Origin of the sequence: Caballeronia grimmiae (assembly GCF_022879615.1) — a bacterium.
In the GTDB taxonomy this organism is placed as follows: domain Bacteria; phylum Pseudomonadota; class Gammaproteobacteria; order Burkholderiales; family Burkholderiaceae; genus Caballeronia; species Caballeronia grimmiae.
Map to the genome: position 1 here is coordinate 584372 of NZ_CP084273.1, position 20700 is coordinate 605071.

A 20700-nucleotide genomic window follows, 5' to 3' on the forward strand; every position below is an offset into this window, starting at 1 on the left:
ATGGCCATTCCCGTTTCCTACGTCGCACGCAATTTATGGGCGCGCCGCCTCACGACGATGCTGACCGCAAGCGGCCTTGCGCTCGTCGTGTTCGTCTTTGCAACGGTGCTGATGCTCGATGCGGGGCTCAAAAAGACACTGGTTTCGACGGGTGAGCGCGACAACGTAGTCGTCATTCGCAAAGGCGCGGAGACAGAGATTCAAAGCTCGATTGATCGGGCACAGGCCAATGTTCTGGAAATGCATCCGTCGGTCGCGCTGAATGGCAATGGCGAGCCGCTGGCATCGAAAGAAACCGTGGTGCTTATCTCGCTGACGAAACTCGGCACGAACACGCCGGCCAATGTCGTCATTCGCGGCCTGTCTGCGATGGGCGTCCAACTGCGTCCGCAAGTGAAGCTCACGGCGGGGCGTATGTTCAAGCATGGATCTTCCGAGATAATCGTCGGAAGCAGCATTGCCAAGGGCTTTGGCGGCACGCGCATTGGCGAGCATCTGCGCTTTGCGCAGCGCGACTGGACCGTCGTCGGTCATTTCGATGCCGGCGGCAGCGGCTTCGACTCCGAGATTTGGGGCGATGCCGATCAGCTCATGCAGTCTTTTCGCCGGACTACGTTCTCGTCGATGATCGTGCGCCTCACGCGCAGCGATGCCTTTGAGCGCTTCAAAAGCGATATCGATGTGGACCCGCGTCTCGCTGACGAAGCGAAACGCGAACAAGTGTTTTATGGCGACCAGTCCAAAGCGCTTTCAACCTTCATCAATATTCTTGGTGTCACGCTGTCCGTTATCTTCTCGATAGCGGCGATGATCGGCGCAATGATCACGATGTATGCGTCGGTCGCCAATCGCGTCGCAGAGATCGGCACACTGCGTGCGCTTGGGTTCAAGCGAATCGACGTGTTGTTTGCGTTTCTGCTCGAAGCGCTCTTGCTCGGACTTGTCGGCGGAATGGCCGGTCTGGGCTGCGCCGCGCTGATGCAGTTGGCCTCGTTCTCCACGACGAACTTTCAGACGTTCGCCGACTTGTCCTTTCGCTTCATTCTTACGCCGTCTGTTGTCGCACGCACGGTGGTGTTCTCGCTCGTCATGGGCTTCGTCGGCGGGTTCCTTCCCGCGCTCAGGGCATCGCGCTTGAGTATCGTGGATGCACTGCGGGCGCGTTGATCGTTCGATTCGGCTGACATGTCGATACCAAAGTATTGAATATTCGAAATCGATAGCCCGCAGTAGAGTGGGTTTTCGCAAGCGATGCTTGCATCGCATTCTTAGGCTGCTGGGAGGTTCATCATGCCGCTCGTTCGAATTTCGCTCATCAAAGGCAAGTCGCGAGAACATATCCGCGCGATTTCTGATCAGGTCCATGAGGCGTTGGTCGAAGCGTTCCAGGTTCCGGCCAAGGACCGCTTTCAGCTTATAGAACAACGTGACCGGGACGACTTCATTTACGACGCGAGTTATCTCGGCGTCGAGCGAAGCGACGATCTGGTATTCATTCACATCACCGCTAGCGATTGGCGCGACCTTGCGACCAAAAAGGCTTTCTACAAGACGCTTGCTACGCGTCTTTCGGCGTCGCCCGGCTTGCGGCCGGAAGACGTGCTGATCGTACTGGCGCCCAACCGTCGAGAAGACTGGTCGTTCGGACACGGGCTTGCGTCGTATGTTGAGCCGGACGCCTGATTGAATCCGCTACCTGTATGACGCGCCGCGCGTACCGTTGATCGCGAACACATCGCCTTCCGGTGCATGATCCATTTTGCCGTTGCGCGGGATAAGTGGAATTCTCCGCGTGCTGTCAGGGGCTAGATGAAACCAGTCGAGCTCTGCGTAATAGTGATGGTCCACCACATGCACCCAGCGCGCGAACTGCGTTGCACTGACGTTGAGCGCCCATCCGTTATCGTCTTGATCGAGTGAGACGCTCAAGCCCACATCGCGGCGTTCGCTAACGGACATATCGGGAAGGTGAAAAGCCTCGGACAGCAGCTCGCCGGTATCTGCATTGGTGAGACGCACTTGCGTTGTATCGTGTGCGCGCGGACCAAAACGGTATGCGTATGCAGTATCGAAGAACGCGCCAATGAGCGAGCCGGAATTGATTTTATGAATGCTGTGAGCCTGCAGAATGATTTCGCGTGAACCGCCCGCGACTTTCACCGCGCCATCGCGCAGGCAGGTCAGTTCCACGCGCGCGCGAATGTCACGCGCCGTTTCATTGACGAGATGAACGTCCAGACCGTCGAGGCCTTCATCGGTGATGAGCGCCTGCACGGGTTGCAGCACGCGGGCAAGGCCATGCAACGCACTCTTCGGAACACCAAATACGTCTATCACGCCCCAACCGGCGCCGGGCCGCAGATCGAGCAAGTTCCACACGATGCCACCCGCGCATGTCGATCCCATGCGTCGCCATTCGGAAAACACTGCGCCCATGACATCCGCAACGACGGCTCGCGATAGCGTCAGATAGCGCTCGGGATCTTCGTAGCGCAATCGCGCCACGTCGACGCCATAGAGCGATCGCAGGTAATGTTCGCGCACGTCGTCGAAATCCCAGGCCGCGCCGGGATCGCGCGGCACGGCGATTTTCCATCGCGGCTCGTGTGGCCGTGATGCGTTAGGCGTTGCGCGCAGAGTGACACCATCGGGAACATTGGCGAACGCAAGGCATTCCGATGCGAAGCGGACTTGCGCGCGGCGTGCATCGTCAAGAGGGCGTTGATAGGCCCCAACGCCGTAGTAGTGCGTGATGCCGCCGCGGGTTCCGAATGGCATCGACAGTCTGTCCCCTGGCGCTGCACTCGGCGAATTGACGACATAAGGAACGTCTGGCCGCATCGCCGCAATGATCGAAGGCAATTGCTCTGTGAATAGCGGCTGTTGGTAGGCGTCGAAGGGCAGACCGAGCATCGCCGCCTGCTGGTGCACTTCACTTCCGCCACACAACACTGCAAGCGATGCGAAGCGTCGCGTGCGCGCAAGGAATTGCTGCGCTTCCAGTTGTACGCTCCGCTGAAACGCATCGTCAGTCGGGTAATCGAAGTTGGCGAATGCGAAGTCTTGCCACACCATGATGCCGTGTTCGTCGGCGAGTTCATAGAACGTATCGGATTCGTAGAGCGTCGTGCCGCTTACGCGAATGATATTGAGGCCCGCTCGACGGCATGCCTTGAAAATCGCATTTAGCCTCTCGCGTGGCGCGTCCAGTGCGACGATATCAGCTGATGTCCAGCATGCTCCGCGCGCGAAGACGGGCACGCCATTCACGACGAGTTGAAAGCCCGCGCCATCCGGGCCGCGATCGACTTCGATCGTGCGAAAGGAAACGTCGCCTAGCGAAATATCCTCATGCGATGCGCGTGTGATCATGACCGGATAGCGTACAGGTTCGCCATGCGTGTGCGGCCACCATAAGCGCGCGTGCGCTACGCGGACTCGCCCGGTCAGGGTATGCGCATCGCGCCAGTGAAGCGCCGTCGATGCATCGCCGCACTCAAGCCGCATATCTTCAGGCGCTTGGGCATGATAGAAACGCACGGTCACATCGAGCAGGCCATCGCTGCCATCGACGCTCGACGCCACCTCCACGCGATCCATCGATGCCTGAGACTCGCCGATGATTTCCACCGCACGCCACGGTCCTGCTGGCTGAATCGCAGGGCACCATCCCGGCATATGCCCGAGCAGCGTCGTGCGAACATTGCGCAACGTTGCGGGCTGCGCGAGCTTCGGACGCCAGCGTGCGCGTCCGCGTTTGGCGGCGAGCGCCGGAGCGATGGATCGAAAGCAGATATGGAGCGTCGTTTCGCCCGCCATTTCGATGTCAAGGTCATGTGCTAGAAACATCGAATCGGATTCGAGCAGCTTGCGGCCGTCGATCCATACTTCGGCGATCGTCGCAAGGCCATTGAAGCGCAGACGTCGCTTGCCAGTCGCGTGAAGCGTGACGCGATACCAGTGGTCCGACAATGCATAGGCCTGCGCGAGTGAGTCGTCTTTCACGCCTGCCGTGCGATGCGCGGAAGCCACCGTTCCAGGCACCGGAGCATCGAGCCAGTCCGAATGGGCGTCGAGCATGTCAGGCGTTTCACATGCGCCGGCGGGCGTACTCACGCATTGCCAGCCAGCGTCGAGGGCGCGCGGCGCGAGCGGCGAGGCCTGCATAGACTTTCCTTTTTATTCGTTTTCTTTTGCGTGTCCAAACCGCGCTAGCGCGCGGCCAAGCCCTTATAGAAAGCGCGCAGCAAGCGGCTCGATGACCTTGTCATAAGATGCTTCGAGCGAGTCGAAACAGTCCGTGCACGGATCGGAACGTGAACGCATGCGCGCACGTGCGAGCCGGAACTGCATCACCATAGCTTCGCTTGCCATGGTTTGCGCGCTCGTCTGTATGTCCACGGGCACATCGACGCCGTTTTCATTGAGCCAGGCCAGATACTTCGACAACAACTCGAAGTTCGATCCCAACTGACGCATGACATTGAACGTGTACAGGTGGTAATAAGCGACATCTCGTTCAAGCAATGTGCGCAAATGTTCAGGAAACTCTCTGCGCCATTGCGAGATTGGATTGAGAGCAGGGCGATCCGCAAGACGCAACCTGAGTAAGTCCACCGAGCGTTGCACGAGCGCGTCGCCTTCGAGTGGTGCACGCGCTCGTTTGACGAACTCCACGTACGGAAAGAGCGCATGCACGTCGCCGGCGAGATTCGGCATCAGGCGAAAGACGCCGTCGTAGTCCTCGCCGGCTAACGCGAAATAGCCAGCGTTATGGAAGTAGGTGATGTGCTTTGCGTGAGCATCGATCGTGTCGATTGCAATCGTCGTCTTCGAGTGAGTCTGACGATACGCTGTCGCACGCGTGTCGGGCAAATAGAAAGCATCGACCTCGGCGACGACCACATGACCGCGCTTCGTCTGCTCGCGGACGTGCGCTTCGAAGGTGTCGTAAATGGCAAGCTCCTGCGCCTGCAATCCGTAGAGCCTGCCGATGTCGTCGAGCGAGAACTTCGGAAACGTGAACTGATCGCCCTCGAAGTCCTGCGTCACGGTAAAGCCTAGCGCCGCATGCGGATCGCAGCCCAGATGATGCAAGAGCTCGATCCACAAGTCGACATAGCAATTCGTTTCCAGCCAGACACGCTCGCCGCGATGCAGTGCATGGCGGCTTGCTTCATCGTCTGTGCCGGTCAGCGCTTCTGCGGGCGAGCGTGCGTTCATGCCTCTTCGCCCATGTTGGCGAGACCATCGGCGATGATCGGCTCGGCGTTGCCCCAAAGCAGTGCGCGCACCGGAGCAGGCCATGCCTTCACATCGAGGCCATGATGACGGAAGAGCGCAAGCGTCGTGCGCTCCATGCCGAAGCCTACGCATGCGGTATGCGCGACGCTATCGTCGGCCTGGCGGATATTCCACAGCTCGCCAAAGTGCTCCATGTGATAGTTGAACGAGAGGCAAGCGGTCGGACGGTCGGGCGTGGCAACCGGCACCAGCAATTCGAACTTGAGTTGCTGCGCGCGCTGGCTGTCCGCGACGATCTTGCCGCCACGGCCGAAGAACGGATCGTTAGCGAGGTCGATTTCGAACGGCAATTGCAGAAGGCGCACGAGCAGCGATCCGCGCTCGATCCATTTCTGTCTGAACGCCATCACCTGTTCAGGGCTGCCGACGCGAATATATTCGCGCATGCGGAACATCTGCATGCGGCCCGGATCGATGGAAGGCTCGTGACGGAAACAATAAGAGAACGCATCGAACGTTGCACCGTCCTTCGCGAGGTTGCCGCGCTTGGCGACGAGCGGGTAGATCGGATAGCAAGCGGCGGGAGTCAGGACGAGGCGCGTCGGCTTTTGCTGATCCATCCATTCGTCCGAACGCTCTTCTTCCTCGCCGATATGCACGATCTTGTCGAGTGCTTCGAGCAGGCGATGATGTCCGCGGTCATTGCCCGCGAAAGAATGGATGGTGCCGGCCAGATTCGGGAAGCTCTTCAGATACTCACTGTCCTCGAAGTCGCGGCGACGCATGGCCGGCGGAAAGCGCAGCACTTCGGCGTGCTGGTCCGCGCCGAGCAGAGTGATTGCTTGATTGAGGCGCTCGACGATATCTTCGAAAATCGCGCTGCGGCCATAGAGTCCGTCTTCACCCGTATCGATGAGAATGCCTGCTTCGATCAGGCGGTCTCGCAAGGTGAGATCCGATTTGTCGTAACCTGCCTGCGTCGCTTGTGATTGTGCCTCAGCCATGATTGCGGCTTGTTCGGTCGGCATGTTCATATCGTTATAGGTCCCCGGTTGCGGCGCGCTGCGCAAGCAGCAGGTTCGCCGTATTCAATTCGATGCGGTCGTTGCTTATCATGAGCGGCGCGGAATGCAGGTCGCGCAGATGCCGTCCCACGCTAAACGGTGTGTCGTTCTTGTAGCCCGCCATGCCGCAGATCATCAGCGCTTCCTGCACGACGCTTACTGCGGATTGCGAAATCGCGAGCTTGAGCATGTTGAGATCTGAAGCAAGACCGATGGACGCCGTGAGCGGCGCATCGATATCGTCCGTGCGATTCGCGTGACGCGTTGCACGTTCGCTTTGCGCTGCTTCGACAGCGGCAAGCGATTCACGCAGACGCGCCTGCATCATGCGCACTGTGGTGACCGCTTGAGAAAGCCGCGATGCGGATGGCGGCAACGCTCCCGGCTTACCGCGTGACTGATTTCGGAAGAACTGATGCGCGCGATGCAATGCGTCCGATGCAATCCCGATCCATACCGATGACCACAACGTATGCGAGACGGGCAGCATGCTTTCATCCGCGATCTTCGAAAACGGTACCGGCAGGATCTGTTCTGCAGCGCCCTTTGCGATGAGCCGATGTCCCTCACTGCACGTGCCACGCATCCCCAACGTGTCCCATGTGCCGCGCTGTTCGAGCGTGAACGTCTCACGCGGCGCGACGATCAATACCTGATCGGATGCCGGTGCATCGGGATGACGACGCGCAGTGACGAGAATGCAGTCCGCGAACTTGCCGTACGAGATGGTGGTCGCGAGCTTCTCGATGGTGAACGCATCGTCGACGAGATCGACGGCGCATGCGCTCGTGCGCATGTTGCCGCCGATGGTCTCTTCCGACGTCGCCGAAGCAAGCAGCAACTGCTCGTTGACCATGCGTGCAAGGAAGTCGCGCTGCCAGGGCACGGCCACACCATGATCGACGATGCACACGACCTGGCTTTGGTGCATCGCATAGATCATGGCGGATGAAGCGCAGCCTTTGGCAAGCGCCTCGCACAAGCGGGCGACGCTTGTTATCGAAAGACCATCACCGCCATGAATGACTGGCACCATGGCGGAGAAAAGCCGCTCTTCGCGCATGGCCGCAATTGCTTCGGCAGGAAAGCGCGCTTCCTTGTCGACTGCATCGGCGTGCTGGGCTGCGATCGCCGCTACGCGATGCGCCGCTTCGAGCAATTCGCCTTCGCTGCGCGGCGCCGCACGCTTATCGACGCTTGCGAACTGCGACGCTTCCAGTTCCTGCGCGGCGGCGTTCATGCGTCCGCCTGTGAACGACGCAGTTCTTCGACGGCCGCAGCGAGCGAATCGACGCTGGAAAAAAGTCGGCGCGTCAACATGTGATCGGGAATCTCTACGCCGAATTCATCTTCGATTGCGAGCATCACGTGAACCGTGGCAAGCGATGAGAGACCGGCGGCGTAAAGATCGTCGCTATCGGAGAGAGTGTCGATGGGCACGTCGAGGCGTGCGGACTCGGAAAGGATGCGGCGCAATTCAGTTTTCATTTGTGTCTGGTTTCCCTTGTACTTGGCCAAAGCGCATTTGGCCAATCGGGTCTGAAACGGGTCTACGTTTCAAAGGCCCACTCAGGTTATTTAGGCCGGGACGTACAGATGGTGGTGATTTGCTCAAAGTGTTGTTCAGGTTCCTGGAGCCCTCGCACTCACCGTCGAGGTAGTTTTATCGTATTTAACGAATTTGTGGGGGTGCCCGTCCGTGCGATGGCGCACGGTCGCCCCCCATGAGCCGAGCGTCCGGCTTGACGGATGTCTTAGTCGTGCTCGCTAGATTACGTTAGCCGTTCAGGCGCATTTTCGGACGTTGATTTTTACCTGCTGTATTTACCCTAGGCAGTAAGTTTTATTCGTTATTGCAAGGTTAATGAAATAATCAGCGGATGAAAACTAAACAAAGTTTGTTTCTGATGGCGCGTGATTTTGGTGCTCTTATTCGCGTTGTCTAGCGCTCTTTTAAGTGGTGCACCTCGTGCGTGGGCGCTTGGACTGGCGTCGGACAGGGCTGGAAATCTGTACGGTTCACCACACACAAAAGAACGGCGACTGGGGTTGTCCAAAGTCTTGCGTTTGCGCGACCAGACGGCGCAGAGACTTCAGAAGCCGCCGCATATAAATCATCCGGTCGCGTCGGCGGATGAAGCGAGCTTCGCGGGCGGGGCCGTGCTGGTTGCGGACATTCTTTACGACGCTATTGAAGACACCGACGCGTCGCATGACGAAACCGGTGAGACTGCGCGCATCCTTATAGAAGTCAGCGACGACAAGTCTTTCTCTCCCGACCGAACTCAAGCGGCAACCTCGACGTTGCGGCGCATGTTAGTGATGAAGTGAAGCTCATCAAAAGTACGGCCCGGATCTACAACTTGCGCGACATCGCCGAAGCGCCGTTCGCCGATTACCGCACGCAAAGGAGGCTGGACGACTTCGACGCGGGGAAGAGCGCAGTTAACCAACCGGGCGGCGTCGATCCCGCATGGGAAGCGCTCTCCGATGCGGTCTACGACGAAGCGTGGACAGTTGCATGAAGAAATGTCTTCGACGACGCGTAGGAACGCGCACGAAATGTGCTGTGATGCTTCGGCGCCGTAGTCGTTAGCCGATCGCCGCATCACGCCGATTGCATGCTGCATGCCGAATGTGGTGCGCAGCATGCAACTCGTGCCTTGCCGTTCAGACAAACTTCACCGAAGAGGCATGACATGAAAAAACGCAGATTGACGTTGTTAGCTGTCGTGGTGACAGGCGCGACATTCGCCTCGGGTGTCGCACTGGCTCAGGCCGGGGGCAACGGCAACGGGGGATCGGGCGGCGGCAACGCTCACGGCGCCGCGACAGCCGGACCGACGGTCGGGGGAGACAATGCATCCCCGCCCGGAAGCACCCGCAAAGGCGGCTTTCACTTCAAGCACAAGAAAAAAGCGAAGCCGGTCGAATCGACCACGCAGTGAGCCGCGTTCGGTCGAACGCGACGAGCTAGGTTGCCGCGCTCTCGGCGTCGAGGTCGTCGGTGCCGAGGCGCGAGAAGATATCGCATACGGCACGCATCTCGGCCTCGTCGCGTATGGTTACGACGACTCGCGTGATGCTGCCGAAGTCTTCCGCCCCGGGGCCGCGCGTGTCGGCGCGGCCGAAGTCGGGAAGGATATCGTCGCCCGACGACGCGATGTCCAACGCGTGATAGGTGTCACCCTGGCCGACGTGCTCGGCGATGATCCATTGCGTCGGCGAACTGGCGCTCAGCGCAATCGACATCTGGAAGTCGGCAAATCCGCTCATACGCGCCACGCGGATTCGGTCGCTGGCGATGCCTTCTGCGTGCAGATCGCCGAGTGCTTCATCCAGCTTGCGGGAGCCGCAAAACGCCCCGGATACTTCTCGCATCATTGCTCGTCTCCTGGCGGCCAGCGTTGAGGTGATCGCGCACAGTCAGCGCGTTCGCGCCTCCTGAGTGGAAGTGGCCGCTTGCTTGCAAATCGTTGCTGTGTTTTGTCTTGCTCCGCTTCGACTCGTCCGGGTAAACGTGATGCCTGACCAGCGAAAGCCGTTCTACCCAAGAAAGGACGAATCGATTATCGAGCTTTCAAAACTCGCCTGTACGCGATGGTTAGAAATCGAACAGATGCGTACGTGCGGGGTGGCGCACTTGACGACGAACAAGCAGCAGCCGGGTTGCCGGCGCGGGCGCTGTTGTCACTTCAGGCGGTACATGAACTGTACGCTGCACCGCGCTGCGTTTCAACGAATTGTTCTTTGCATTCAATCGCCAGAGTCAAGCCGCATGCAGCCGTCACTACATTGCTTCCATAGCCCGCACTGCCGATAAGTCGTCGTACAAGCTTCGTCGCGCCCTATAATGGGCCATCCGCATTCGAATCCGGTTCTTTCATGTCACAACCAACCGCACCCGGCGCGCTTCGCCGTTCCCGCAACCTCACTGAGGAAGTCGTCGCCGAGCTGTCCGAGCGCATTCGCAGCGGGGCGCTGCAGCCCGGAGACAAGCTGCCGACCGAGTCGGAAATCATGGCCCAACTCGGCGTGAGCCGCACCGTCGTGCGCGAGTCCATTTCCCGATTGCAGGCGGCGCGGCTGGTGCAGACGCGTCATGGCATCGGGACTTTCGTGCTCGAAGCGGGGGATCACGACCGGTTCCAGATCGAGGCTGCTGGTGACCTGACCGTGCGCGATGTGATGGCGATTCTCGAGTTACGTATCAGCCTTGAAGCCGAGGCGGCAGGTCTCGCCGCGATGCGTCGCACCGACGAGAACCTCGCGCAGATGCGCCGCGCGCTGGACGAGTTTGAACGGCACATCGCCGAAGGCACCGGCAACGCAGTGGCAGCCGATGTCGCATTCCACCTCGAACTGGCGAAGGCGACAGGCAATCGCTACTTCCATAGCATCCTGAGCCAGCTCGGCAACACAATTATTCCGCGCACGCGAGTGAATTCGGCCGCGCTTGCGCATCACGATCCGGGCAGCTATCTCGATCGCGTCAATCGCGAGCACGAGGATATCTACGATGCGATCGCACGCCGGGACGCCGAGGCTGCCCGCGCAGCGATGCGTATGCATCTGTCGAACAGCCGGGAGCGGCTGCGGCGGGCTCAAGAGGCGTCGCTCAAGGTCTCGGATGCGAGCTAGGGCAGCGGTGCTCCGTCTGTAAGGCGAGGTGCTTGCTGCGCGAATCGCATGCTGCATGCGGCATTCAGAATGCCGTTCGGTGTTTCGACTCAATCTTCGCCGGTGCATTTGACACTAGGCCCGAAGTCCAGCTCTCGTGCTGCATCCACCTGAGTCCACCAGAACGCGCAACCGGCATATGTCCGCACGTCTATACAACTCGCAGCGGTTTTTCCGAGGCACTCCGTTACTTCGCGAGCTACAGGAGAAGCTCTGCGTTGAAGTAGCGCGCTAGCGACAGCAGCTTCCAAGCGCGGATGCAACAGCGGCAATGCAATCGCGCGCCATTTCCTAGGCGCTGCGACGCGACAGCGTTTTCGAGCCAGAGCCGTGCGCGTCTACAGCAAGCAGATCTGCACACGTCGAGCCGATTCGTCGATCGCACGACGCGACTAACTTGCACCAAGCCGGCAAATCATACAGTGACGAATTGCCAAGCAAGCGCCCGCAACGAAGCATATCTGCGCATCAGAGACCGCCGCGCGTCCCAAAGAATGAGCACGGGCGCATAACGTACTCAACTGCCCGGCCGACCGACTAAACTCACTCAGCATCCCACCTGCGCAACATTACGTTCCATCTGGCGCACTTCCGCCAGAATTATGACGCCCGTATCCTTCTCGTCGCTTTCCGCACTTTGCCATTAATGTCTTTGCCACCACGGTGGCGTTTGTAACAATCGCGCCGGATGATGGATGCCCGGCTATTGCCCGATAACGTCGAAAAAGGAGAAGCACCATGCCGTACGTGACCACGCAGGACAACGTCGAGATTTTCTATAAAGACTGGGGCCCGAAAGACGCACAGCCCATCGTGTTTCACCACGGCTGGCCGCTGTCCTCCGACGATTGGGACGCACAGATGCTCTTCTTCGTGCAGAAAGGATATCGCGTGATTGCGCACGATCGACGCGGCCATGGCCGCTCGTCGCAAGTCTCCGACGGGCACGACATGGACCACTACGCAGCGGACGCCTTCGCTGTCGCGGAAGCACTGGATTTGCGCAATGCAGTACATATCGGCCATTCGACGGGCGGCGGCGAAGTAGCACGCTATGTGGCGAAGCACGGCGAACCGGCAGGGCGCGTTGCGAAAGCAGTGCTCGTCAGCGCAGTGCCCCCGCTGATGCTTAAAACCGAAGCGAATCCCGAAGGGCTGCCCAGTGAAGTCTTCGACGGTTTTCGTAAAGCGCTTGCCGACAACCGCGCTCAATTCTTCGTTGATGTTCCGGCCGGTCCTTTCTATGGCTTCAACCGTTCCGGTGCGACGGTGCAACAGGGCGTCATTCAGAACTGGTGGCGGCAGGGCATGATGGGCAGCGCCAAGGCCCATTACGAGGGCATCAAAGCATTCTCGGAAACTGACCAGACCGAAGATCTTCGGTCGATCAAGGTGCCGACGCTTGTTCTCCATGGTGAAGACGACCAGATCGTGCCGATCGCCGATGCAGCGCTGAAGTCGATCAAGCTGCTCCAGAACGGAACGCTCAAGACGTACCCGGGGTTCCCGCATGGCATGTTGACGACCAATGCCGAAATCCTCAACGCCGATCTGCTCGCATTCGTGCAGTCTTAAGCTGTTTTACTCGCGGGAATGCCTAGTATGTTTCCGCGAGTGCCTCACCGGGCACCGTCATTGAGTTCGGTGAAACAAAGCGGATCGTCTGTCATCTATTGCGCACGCTCGACCAGGCCCTCGCCAGACTAAGGCGTGCATTGCGCGTCGTGTTGTCGGGGACGAGCTGTCTCGTGCTGCCTCGCATTTCCGTTTGCCGCGACTTAATCGCGCTGGTGCCGCGCCGGGTAGGCCGTCCCGGCGAAGTACTCGGGAACGTCGACGCCCCCATCGACGTGCCCGCTTGTCTAGAGAACGTCGCTTGGCACGCGTGGGTCAGAGAGGTCTGATTTGAAACGTGCCCAGAATTCGTGTGGCGTGTCGCTTGACCCGCTGCGTACTGTGAGATCAGGAATGCGTTCGATGAACATCCTGCCTCTGACTGAGAACGGGTGGCGGATCGCTCGTTGCTTGCGCGAAGACAATCGTCGTCGCTAGTTGCTCTGCGTCTTCCGCACCGCAAACCGGACACGCCTTGAGTGCTCTGTCCTCGCTATCCACGAAATAAAGCTTGCCGCAATGGGCGCAGTTGATGACCATGATCGTTACCTCGACCGCAACGTAATTTATAGCCCTGTTTACTGACTCGGACCGCGTACGTTGAGAACGGGTACTTATCGCGGACATTAAGTCGAGAGAAAAGGAGCATTCCCCATGCCTGATAGCGTTGGCCGTCGCCTGTCGCGCGCTGAGGTCGCGCTTGCACTCGTCGTCGCATTGAATTTGGCCGCTTGCCAGTCGACTGGCCAATCATCGTCACAGGTGTCGCCCACCCGCGCGCATCAGTTGTGTGAGTTGCGCGAGCTGGAAAGCGTGGGGTACCAACCGTGGCAGGAGGACTTCTACTACCCGCGTAACTTGCAGGCGGCACAGGCGCGTCTGGAAGCAGCGAAACGCGCGCGCGGACTCGAAGGCGTCGATACGTGCGCTACAGCCGACGCAAGCGGAAACTCACGCTAGAACTGATCGCCTGAATTCACCGGCGTCCATCCGAATACGCTTTCGAAGCGCTCGCGAAAGGGAGTACGAATGAGCGGTGGAGACTGCCGGATATAGGCTTCAGCACGGCCGCGATCCTCATCGTTGAGTGAGTTCAGGTAGGTGATTGCTTCGTCGACGCTTGGCATGCGGCCATTGCGATCGTGCGACTTTGGAGGGAGCGCGGTCCAGACGACAGCGTCCGCGCCATTACGCGCGAGCCACTCAGCGAATGCGTGAGATTGCGGATAGTCGACGCCCGCCGGTCGCGGCACGCTACCGATCCATTCTCTTTCGTTGATGCGTACGTCTTCGCGCTTACGCAACGCTTCGCGAGCGGCATCGAGTGAGTCCACCGCAACGGGAGCCCAATAAGTCGTCGATACGGGACCGGACGCAAGGACGACGAGACTCGCAATCTCGCCATCGGAATGCCGCGCGAATTCAAGCGGTATCGAAGGACCGCCCTCGCGCCATTCCCCTTCGATTGGAAAGCCTTTCAGATTCCATAGCATGGAGCCCCAGGCGATGCATACGATTTTCATGCTCCGAGCCACAGCACGTGACGTGCCTATGAGTTCGCCCCATGAAACGCACTCAGGCATTCACCGCCAGATAAGCATGAATCTGCGCGACGACCGCCGCGCCTTCGCCAACCGCCGACGCCACGCGCTTGATTGAACCCGAGCGCACGTCGCCGATTGCATAGACGCCCGGCATGCTCGTTTGAAGCGACATCGCGCGGGGATTACAGCCGGGAACGTCTGCGCCCGTCAGCACAAAGCCTTTCGCGTCGAGCGCCACGCCGCATTCCTTCAGCCAGCCCGCTCGCGGCTGCGCGCCGATGAAGACAAAAAGATGATGCGTATCGAGTGCGCATTCGATGCCGTCGCGATTGCGATAACGCACGCATTCGAGACGCGCATTGCCCTCCAGCGAAGTCAGCGCCGTGCCCGCATGCAACGTCACGTTATGCAAGCCCGCGATCCGCTCGATGAGATAGTGCGACATGCTCTGCTTCAAGCTCGGACCGCGAAAGAACAGATGCACATGCTCGGCGTGCGAAGCGAGAAAGACGACGGCCTGCCCTGCTGAATTGCCGCCGCCGACGAGCGCAACGGGCTCCTTGCGACACAGCCTCGCTTCGATCGGCGTGGCCCAGTAATAAACGCCGCTGCCTTCGAAATGCGCGAGACCGTCGACGTCCGGACGACGATAATCCGCACCGCTCGCAACGACGACCGTGCGCGCGGCGATACGCCGGCCATCGCAGAGTTCGACGGCGAGCGCGTCGGCACCGCAATGCAGCGCTTTGGCTTCGCACGGAATGCCGATATGCGCGCCGAATTTCTGCGCCTGCACGAACGCGCGTCCTGCGAGCGCGAGTCCCGTGATGCCGGTCGGAAAGCCGAGATAGTTTTCGATGCGCGAACTGCTGCCCGCCTGTCCGCCGGGCGCGCGGCAGTCGATGCCCGCGACCGACAATCCTTCGGAGGCCGCATAGACGGCTGCGGCGAGCCCCGCTGGTCCCGCGCCGACGATCAACGCATCGTAGACGTGGGCCGGATCGAATTCAGGCACTAGGCCGAGGCACGACGCCAGTTGCCCTTCATCCGGATTGCGTAATACCGTCCCGCTCGGGCATACGACGAGCGGAAAATCGTCGGGCTGCGGCGTGAGACGTTCGAGTAGCGCGAGCGCTTCGGCGTTTTTGTCGGCATCCAGCGTGACGCTCGGAAAGACATTCCGGTTGAGAAAGTTTTGCAAAGCCCGCAGCCGCGCATTGCCCGATGCGCCCACCAGTACGACGCCGTGGCCTCGCTCGAAGACGAGCACGCGCCGCAGGATCAGTGCACGCATGATGCGTTCGCCGAGATCGGCTTCGGCCACCATCACGGCTCTGAGCGCGTCGGGGCGCAGCAGAATCGCGTCGACGTCCTCGATGACATGTGCATCGACCACGGCGGGCTTGTTCGAAAGCTGTGCAACGTCCGACGTGAACTCGCCGGGTTGCGTGTAAGTGTGGATCATGCGTTCACGCAGCAGCCCTTCGCGCGCGACGATTCGCACCTTGCCCGACAACAGCACGAACACGCCGGGGCAGAGGCCGCCTGCGCGATACAGGAACGCGCCATGGCCGTAATGCACGATGGCGCCGAAACGGCGCAGGCGTTCGACGTCGGCTGCAGAGAGCACCGGAAACATCTGCGCATAGCGCGGGTGATCACGCGCGCTGGCGTCATCGCTTTCAGTCGAACGCATGCTCATCGAGGCCATCCTCCGCTGATGGATGAAACAGCGCGCGTGATGCGATGTGAAGCCGTTGATTCAATCGTCGTTGCGACGGGCGCGCTTCCTCATCATAGAAGAGCGGCGGGTGAAATGTAATGGATGTGAAATACTGGCTCGCGACGTTGAAGGCAATGCCGCGAGGCCGGCTGCGAGCGAACGCTTCGCTATTTCCCTGCTGCGCCCGATGCCTGTCCGCGCTGACGCGCTTCTTCCTCACGCTTTAGTTGACCCGGCGGCGTGCCCATCTGCGTTGCTGCGCCCTGGCCGCCCTGCGGACTCGCGCCTTGACCGCTCTGAGCGCTATGGGCCGATTGCCCGCCGCGCACGCCCACTCCTTCGTTGCGCTGCTGATTGCCCGGCGCGGCGGCTTCGGTGGCGTAAGAGGGCGCTGCGATTGCAGAGGCGCCGGCAACCGACAGCATCAATGCAAACATACGCGTGCGTTGGATCATCATGGTTGACTCCTGTTATGTCGACGCACGATGTCTGCAATGCGCATGCCGCCCGACGCCACTGCTGAGCGTTACCACTCGACGCAAATCTTCCCGAAGTGCGCGCCGCTCTCCTGATGCCGGAACGCATCGGGCAGGGCGTCGAAAGCAAAGGTTCGATCGATGACGGGACGTACGCCGTTCAGCTCCAGCGCGCGCACATATTCCTGTTGATGGCGCCGGCTGCCGACGATCAGCCCTTGCTGCTTCGCCTGACGCGCCATCAATAACGACGTCGGCACCATGCCTTCGCGCCCTGTCAGCACGCCGATCAGCGCGATATGTCCGCCGACGCGCACTGCTTCGATCGACTGGGCGAGCGTGCCGGGGCCGCCGACCTCGATCACATGATCGACGCCGCGCCCATCGGTGATCTCGCGCACCAGAGCGCCCCATTTCTCGTGCGTGCGGTAGTTGAGGGCATGATCAGCTCCGAGCGCCTTCGCGCGCGCGAGCTTCTCGTCCGACGAAGACGTAACGATGACTTGCGCCCCCATCGTCTTCCCGATTTGCAGCGCCGCAATCGATACCCCTCCGGTGCCGAGCACGAGCACTGTATCGCCCGCCTTGAGCCCGCCATCCACGACGAGCGCACGCCACGCGGTGAGGCCGGCTGTGGTGATCGTGGCTGCTTCGGCATGGCTCCAGCCGCGCGGCGCGTGCGTAAAGGCGGTGGCTGCGCGCACGACATGCATCGCCGCCATGCCGTCGATGCCATCGCCCGGCGTGCCCGCGAAATTGCCGACTTCGGATTGCGGCAGGCCGTCGCTCCATTGCGGAAAGAAGCAGGACACGACGTGATCGCCGACTGCGAACTCGGTGACGCAATCGCCGACCGCTTCGACGACACCCGCACCGTCTGACATCGGCACGCGGCCATCGGCGGTCGGACTCGTGCCGTTCACGACGAGCAGGTCATGAAAATTGAGCGACGTGGCGTGCAGCGCAATGCGAATCTGTCCCGGTCCTGGTTGTCCGGGATCCGGAATGTCGCGGATTTCGAGCTTGTCCAGTCCGCCAGGCGCGCGGATAGCGAATGCCTTCATCGGGTTTCTCCTTTGCCGTTAGCGGCAGCGTATCGGTAGATGTGCATTTTGCATGCATCATGCAAACGCCGCGTGCGGTGCAACTGGCGGACCTGATCGATGCCCTGCGCGATCGAGACGCGCGAGCGGGCCATTTCGGCGATTGATTCGTGGGTAGACTACGGGCGGGCGAGCGGCGACGCGGCCCGGCCGAGCGCCGCGTCGTAAGAGATTGCACTCAAAATTCAAGGCGCATCGGTGCTTAGTTCGACGCGCAATTCGTCGACGGAAACGACGTTGCCCTTCGGCGCGTTCAGCCCGCTCACGCGCACGAACGACACGACCATCTCGTTCGCATTGCCGATGCCGAGCCGCGCCAGTTGATCCGTCACATCGTAGGAAAGCATCTTCATCCCGTGATGCGTGGCCGTCGATATTTCGAACGCGCCGACCGTGCCGACAAAATGGTCGCTCTTCACCGCATCGATGTCGCCGGCGGCGGGCAGATTCAAATAGACGTTGTAGAAGAATCCGCCGTTTTGACCCTCAGTTGTTATCGCGAGGCCGTCGAGCACGAGCTTCACATGACGGAACGATGCCTTGCCGGGGGCCACTGCCTGCGGCGCTTGCGATGATTCGTCGAGACTCGCCGCGGGTGACGACGCAAGCACGTCCTTCAGCGCGGTCGCGCTTGTGGCTGCGAGCGGAATGGCCGCGCTCAGCGAGGCATTGCCCAGTCCGACGCCTCTGACGCCGCCTAACGATCGTCGCGTCGCCGAGATGCTGCGGCCCGGGCTTGCCGTGAACCTGCCGGCTTGCGGCCGTGCGTGAATCGCCGATACCTGCGCCTGTACTCGCACGATCCCTCCACGCTGCGCTTGCGGCGGCAACACGACCGGCATGGTGTTGTTGGCATAGGTATAACCCAGGCCGGCCACCGTCCGCGTCTTCGATTTCGCCATGGTAAGGCCGTTTGCATACGTAAAACTGCCGCTCCAGTAGCTGTTGCTGGCAGCGGGCACTTTGCTCGTCGCGCGCGATTCCCATGCGCTCCACAGGCGGTCAATGTTGCAGTGATGCAGATAGAAGATTGGATCGATGGGCGCCGTCAGAATGTTGCCCATGTAGCCGCCGATGATGTCGTGCACCGGATTGTGCGGTGCATTCTCGAACTTCGTTTCGAATGCGTTTCTCGTGCCCCGCTGCATATTGACCACGGTCGAGGCGAACGGACTCAGATCGAGCGCCTGATAGACGTTGGTATTCACGCGCGAGACGTACAGCGGATTGCCGCTCGCCGAATCGGTGAATTCAGAAGGAATGACGGGATAAGTGTAGTAATCCCAATACGGCAGAGTGAGGGATGGATTGATGGCTTTCAACTGCTGCTCGATGCAATACATATAGCCGCGATGCCACGCCAGAAAATACGGCTCGCTATGCGGACAATAGTTGCGATGGACATTCACCCAGTATTGCCATGATGCCGGCTTGCTTGCGTCGGTGTTGCTTTTCATCTGTCGAACGGCTATGTAGAACGCTTCGAGATACTGTGATTTGAATGCTTGCCATTCGAGCCTGATAACCGGGGGCGTCACCGCCACGCTCAGTTTGGGCAGGGATAAGAGCGCGAGCGCCGACGCCGTTCCCTTGACGAACGTGCGCCGCTTGATCGAATTGGAGTCCATACGGAACCTCGTGAACGTGGAAAGCCCAGATAAAGCGAGCGACTGGCTTCCGCCGCACTGCCGCAAAGACCCTGCAACGGATTCGCCCTCCACAGTGGGCAAAAGAAGTATGGATCACGTGCGGGAACATTCAATCCGGTAATTAGAATCGCGAACGAATGGAATGTTCGGTAACGAACAGACAGGCTTGCATGAAGCATCACTCCGTCACAAAGGCATCTGTGCGCCGGTGTAAGGCTTCATCTACTGAATCATGAACGTCTCGTACTCGAGCATCTCCAGCTTGCGATCGAGCCACACGAGACTGACGAGCAGCACCAGCAGCAGCGACGCCGCGAAGCCATAGCCATACCAAGCGGGGTTGGCCGCGAGCGTCACCCCCGTCAGAGCGACATTCGATATGACGAACAAGCCGACGAGCGCGAGCACCACACGCCGTTTGTCGAGATAGAAGAACACGTTGATCACGCCCATGAACAGCACTTGCAAACTCGCGGCGATCACGTCGATATACAGCAGCGGCGAATAGAGCGCCGAAATGCGCAGCCATCCGAGCAGCGCCGCGCTGATCGCGAAGAGCAACAACGCAGCGGTCGCCTGCACTTTCACGATCTCATAGAGTCCGTTGCGCAGCGCCTCGACCATTGCGTTGCGCATGCGTTCGATATGCTGCAGGGAAGCGCCTTCCCGCACCGCGCCATAGAAGGCGTCGTAGTACTCGACGAAGTCGGTCTCGATACGCATCAGGAAGACCGCCATGCCCGGAATGATCGCAAGATAGGCCAGAAAGACCGGAATGTCGTAGATGATCGACGCGCGCAACGGTCCGATCACATCCTGCCCGGTCCCCGGCGCGTACCAGAACATGAACTTGTCGACCCAGATCGCGAGGTTGTAGATAAAGCCCGTCGCCATCAGAGTCGGGTAACGGTAGCGTTTCGAAAAGAATTCGAACGAGATGAAGCGATCGCTCGTGTAGTCGCGATAGATCAGCGTCAGCAGGCCCGCAAGAAGCACGGTCTGCCCGAACACGAACCCGCCGAGCAGTCCCGTTAATCCGAAGATATTGAGCGTGATGGCCGCACCCGCCGTCAGCGTGTAGCCGATAAAAAACACCCACAGTATCGACGTGTATTGCTTCATGCCCGACAAGAAGATCGTCGCGAGCCAGATGTTGCTCATGACGACGAAGCCCGCGAGCATCAATAGCCGATACGCCGCCGTCTGCCCGGGAAAAAGAAACACCACCGCGAGTCCGCCGAGCAGGATCGCGGCGAGGGTCGCAACCAGCGCCGCGCCGTGATAGTTCGGAAGCACCATGTCGCCGCGTTTCTCGAACAGGCGGTCGGACGTGAAACGCGTGAAGCCGAGTTGCAGCGGTCCGGTCAGCACGAGGGACAGCGAGATCAGATACGTCACCGATACCTGAAACTGCGTGATGAGCCCGGACGGCAGCACGAACGGCAGGCTCAGAATGCCGATCAGCAGCATGCCGATGATCGACAGAATCCACGGACCCGCGCTGATGAGTCCCGCATACGCATACGCCTGCATCAGTCCGACGAGCGTGTCGCGCCGGAGCATCTTGCGCAATTCGAAGCCGATTCCCGCCATGACGATTCCC

General features: G+C 60.0%; 20 protein-coding genes. 8 read left to right on the forward strand and 12 right to left on the reverse strand.

Annotated features, from left to right (window positions below; genetic code table 11):
- Together LDZ21_RS21950 and LDZ21_RS21955 are read left to right on the forward strand one after the other, a co-directional pair.
- A complete protein-coding gene (locus tag LDZ21_RS21950) occupies positions 1–1167 on the forward strand; it encodes an ABC transporter permease (protein WP_244796046.1) in 1167 nt (388 codons plus the stop codon).
- Between the two features lie 123 nt (positions 1168–1290).
- Positions 1291–1683 (forward strand): tautomerase family protein, encoded by a 393-nt coding sequence (locus LDZ21_RS21955; RefSeq protein WP_244796047.1) that lies wholly within the window; start codon positions 1291–1293, stop codon positions 1681–1683.
- 9 nt (positions 1684–1692) lie between these two features.
- Here LDZ21_RS21955 and LDZ21_RS21960 read toward each other — a convergent pair whose 3' ends face one another.
- The 5 genes from LDZ21_RS21960 to LDZ21_RS21980 form a co-directional block, all read right to left on the reverse strand.
- The gene (locus tag LDZ21_RS21960) at positions 1693–4167 is read right to left on the reverse strand and encodes a glycosyl hydrolase 2 galactose-binding domain-containing protein (RefSeq protein ID WP_244796048.1); all 2475 of its coding nucleotides are present in this window, start codon (positions 4165–4167) and stop codon (positions 1693–1695) included.
- Between the two features lie 63 nt (positions 4168–4230).
- The gene (locus LDZ21_RS21965; protein WP_244796049.1) at positions 4231–5223 is read right to left on the reverse strand and encodes a DUF1839 family protein; all 993 of its coding nucleotides are present in this window, start codon (positions 5221–5223) and stop codon (positions 4231–4233) included.
- Positions 5220–6278: an amino acid--[acyl-carrier-protein] ligase gene (locus LDZ21_RS21970; protein ID WP_244796051.1), complete on the reverse strand. Its 1059-nt coding sequence runs from the start codon at positions 6276–6278 to the stop codon at positions 5220–5222. Before LDZ21_RS21970 ends, LDZ21_RS21965 begins: the two co-directional genes overlap by 4 nt.
- A 4-nt stretch (positions 6279–6282) precedes the next feature.
- On the reverse strand, positions 6283–7548 hold the full coding sequence (locus tag LDZ21_RS21975) for an acyl-CoA dehydrogenase family protein (protein WP_244796053.1): 1266 nt from the start codon (positions 7546–7548) through the stop codon (positions 6283–6285).
- Entirely contained in the window at positions 7545–7796 is a 252-nt protein-coding gene (locus LDZ21_RS21980; RefSeq protein WP_244796055.1) for an acyl carrier protein, read from the reverse strand. Before LDZ21_RS21980 ends, LDZ21_RS21975 begins: the two co-directional genes overlap by 4 nt.
- 426 nt (positions 7797–8222) lie before the next feature.
- On the opposite strand from LDZ21_RS21980, the gene LDZ21_RS21985 reads away from it, so the two are divergent.
- The 3 genes from LDZ21_RS21985 to LDZ21_RS21995 all read left to right on the forward strand — a co-directional run bounded on the left by LDZ21_RS21985 (position 8223) and on the right by LDZ21_RS21995 (position 9256).
- Positions 8223–8639 (forward strand): hypothetical protein, encoded by a 417-nt coding sequence (locus LDZ21_RS21985; protein WP_244796057.1) that lies wholly within the window; start codon positions 8223–8225, stop codon positions 8637–8639.
- Positions 8640–8671: 32 nt separating this feature from the next.
- The gene (locus LDZ21_RS21990) at positions 8672–8833 is read left to right on the forward strand and encodes a hypothetical protein (RefSeq protein ID WP_244796059.1); all 162 of its coding nucleotides are present in this window, start codon (positions 8672–8674) and stop codon (positions 8831–8833) included.
- Between the two features lie 174 nt (positions 8834–9007).
- On the forward strand, positions 9008–9256 hold the full coding sequence (locus LDZ21_RS21995) for a hypothetical protein (protein WP_035960221.1): 249 nt from the start codon (positions 9008–9010) through the stop codon (positions 9254–9256).
- 25 nt (positions 9257–9281) lie between these two features.
- On the opposite strand, the gene LDZ21_RS22000 is transcribed toward LDZ21_RS21995, so the two are convergent.
- Positions 9282–9692 (reverse strand): hypothetical protein, encoded by a 411-nt coding sequence (locus LDZ21_RS22000; protein ID WP_244796060.1) that lies wholly within the window; start codon positions 9690–9692, stop codon positions 9282–9284.
- 501 nt (positions 9693–10193) lie between these two features.
- Between LDZ21_RS22000 and LDZ21_RS22005 the strand changes: the two genes are divergently transcribed.
- The 3 genes from LDZ21_RS22005 (at position 10194) to LDZ21_RS22015 (ending at position 13562) form a co-directional block, all read left to right on the forward strand.
- Complete coding sequence (locus tag LDZ21_RS22005) at positions 10194–10949, forward strand: FadR/GntR family transcriptional regulator (protein ID WP_244796062.1); 756 nt, start codon at positions 10194–10196, stop codon at positions 10947–10949.
- Between the two features lie 777 nt (positions 10950–11726).
- A complete protein-coding gene (locus LDZ21_RS22010) occupies positions 11727–12563 on the forward strand; it encodes an alpha/beta fold hydrolase (RefSeq protein WP_244796064.1) in 837 nt (278 codons plus the stop codon).
- Positions 12564–13256: 693 nt separating this feature from the next.
- Positions 13257–13562, forward strand: a complete 306-nt coding sequence (locus LDZ21_RS22015) for a DUF4148 domain-containing protein (RefSeq protein ID WP_244796066.1) — start codon at positions 13257–13259, stop codon at positions 13560–13562.
- Here the strand turns inward: LDZ21_RS22015 and LDZ21_RS22020 are convergent.
- The 6 genes from LDZ21_RS22020 to pelG all read right to left on the reverse strand — a co-directional run bounded on the left by LDZ21_RS22020 (position 13559) and on the right by pelG (position 20690).
- Positions 13559–14125, reverse strand: a complete 567-nt coding sequence (locus tag LDZ21_RS22020) for a hypothetical protein (RefSeq protein ID WP_244796067.1) — start codon at positions 14123–14125, stop codon at positions 13559–13561. The two genes, LDZ21_RS22015 and LDZ21_RS22020, sit on opposite strands and share 4 nt — an antisense overlap.
- A gap of 52 nt (positions 14126–14177) precedes the next feature.
- Positions 14178–15848 carry an FAD-dependent oxidoreductase gene (locus LDZ21_RS22025; protein WP_244796069.1) on the reverse strand — a complete coding sequence of 557 codons (1671 nt, stop codon included), beginning with the start codon at positions 15846–15848 and terminating at the stop codon, positions 14178–14180.
- 188 nt (positions 15849–16036) lie between these two features.
- Entirely contained in the window at positions 16037–16327 is a 291-nt protein-coding gene (locus LDZ21_RS22030) for a hypothetical protein (RefSeq protein ID WP_244796071.1), read from the reverse strand.
- 68 nt (positions 16328–16395) lie between these two features.
- A complete protein-coding gene (locus LDZ21_RS22035; protein ID WP_244796073.1) occupies positions 16396–17409 on the reverse strand; it encodes a zinc-dependent alcohol dehydrogenase family protein in 1014 nt (337 codons plus the stop codon).
- A 224-nt stretch (positions 17410–17633) separates the two neighbouring features.
- Entirely contained in the window at positions 17634–19076 is a 1443-nt protein-coding gene (locus LDZ21_RS22040; protein ID WP_244796075.1) for a tyrosinase family protein, read from the reverse strand.
- A 243-nt stretch (positions 19077–19319) separates the two neighbouring features.
- A complete protein-coding gene (gene pelG / locus LDZ21_RS22045; RefSeq protein ID WP_244796718.1) occupies positions 19320–20690 on the reverse strand; it encodes an exopolysaccharide Pel transporter PelG in 1371 nt (456 codons plus the stop codon).
- Between the last annotated feature and the right edge of the window lie 10 nt (positions 20691–20700).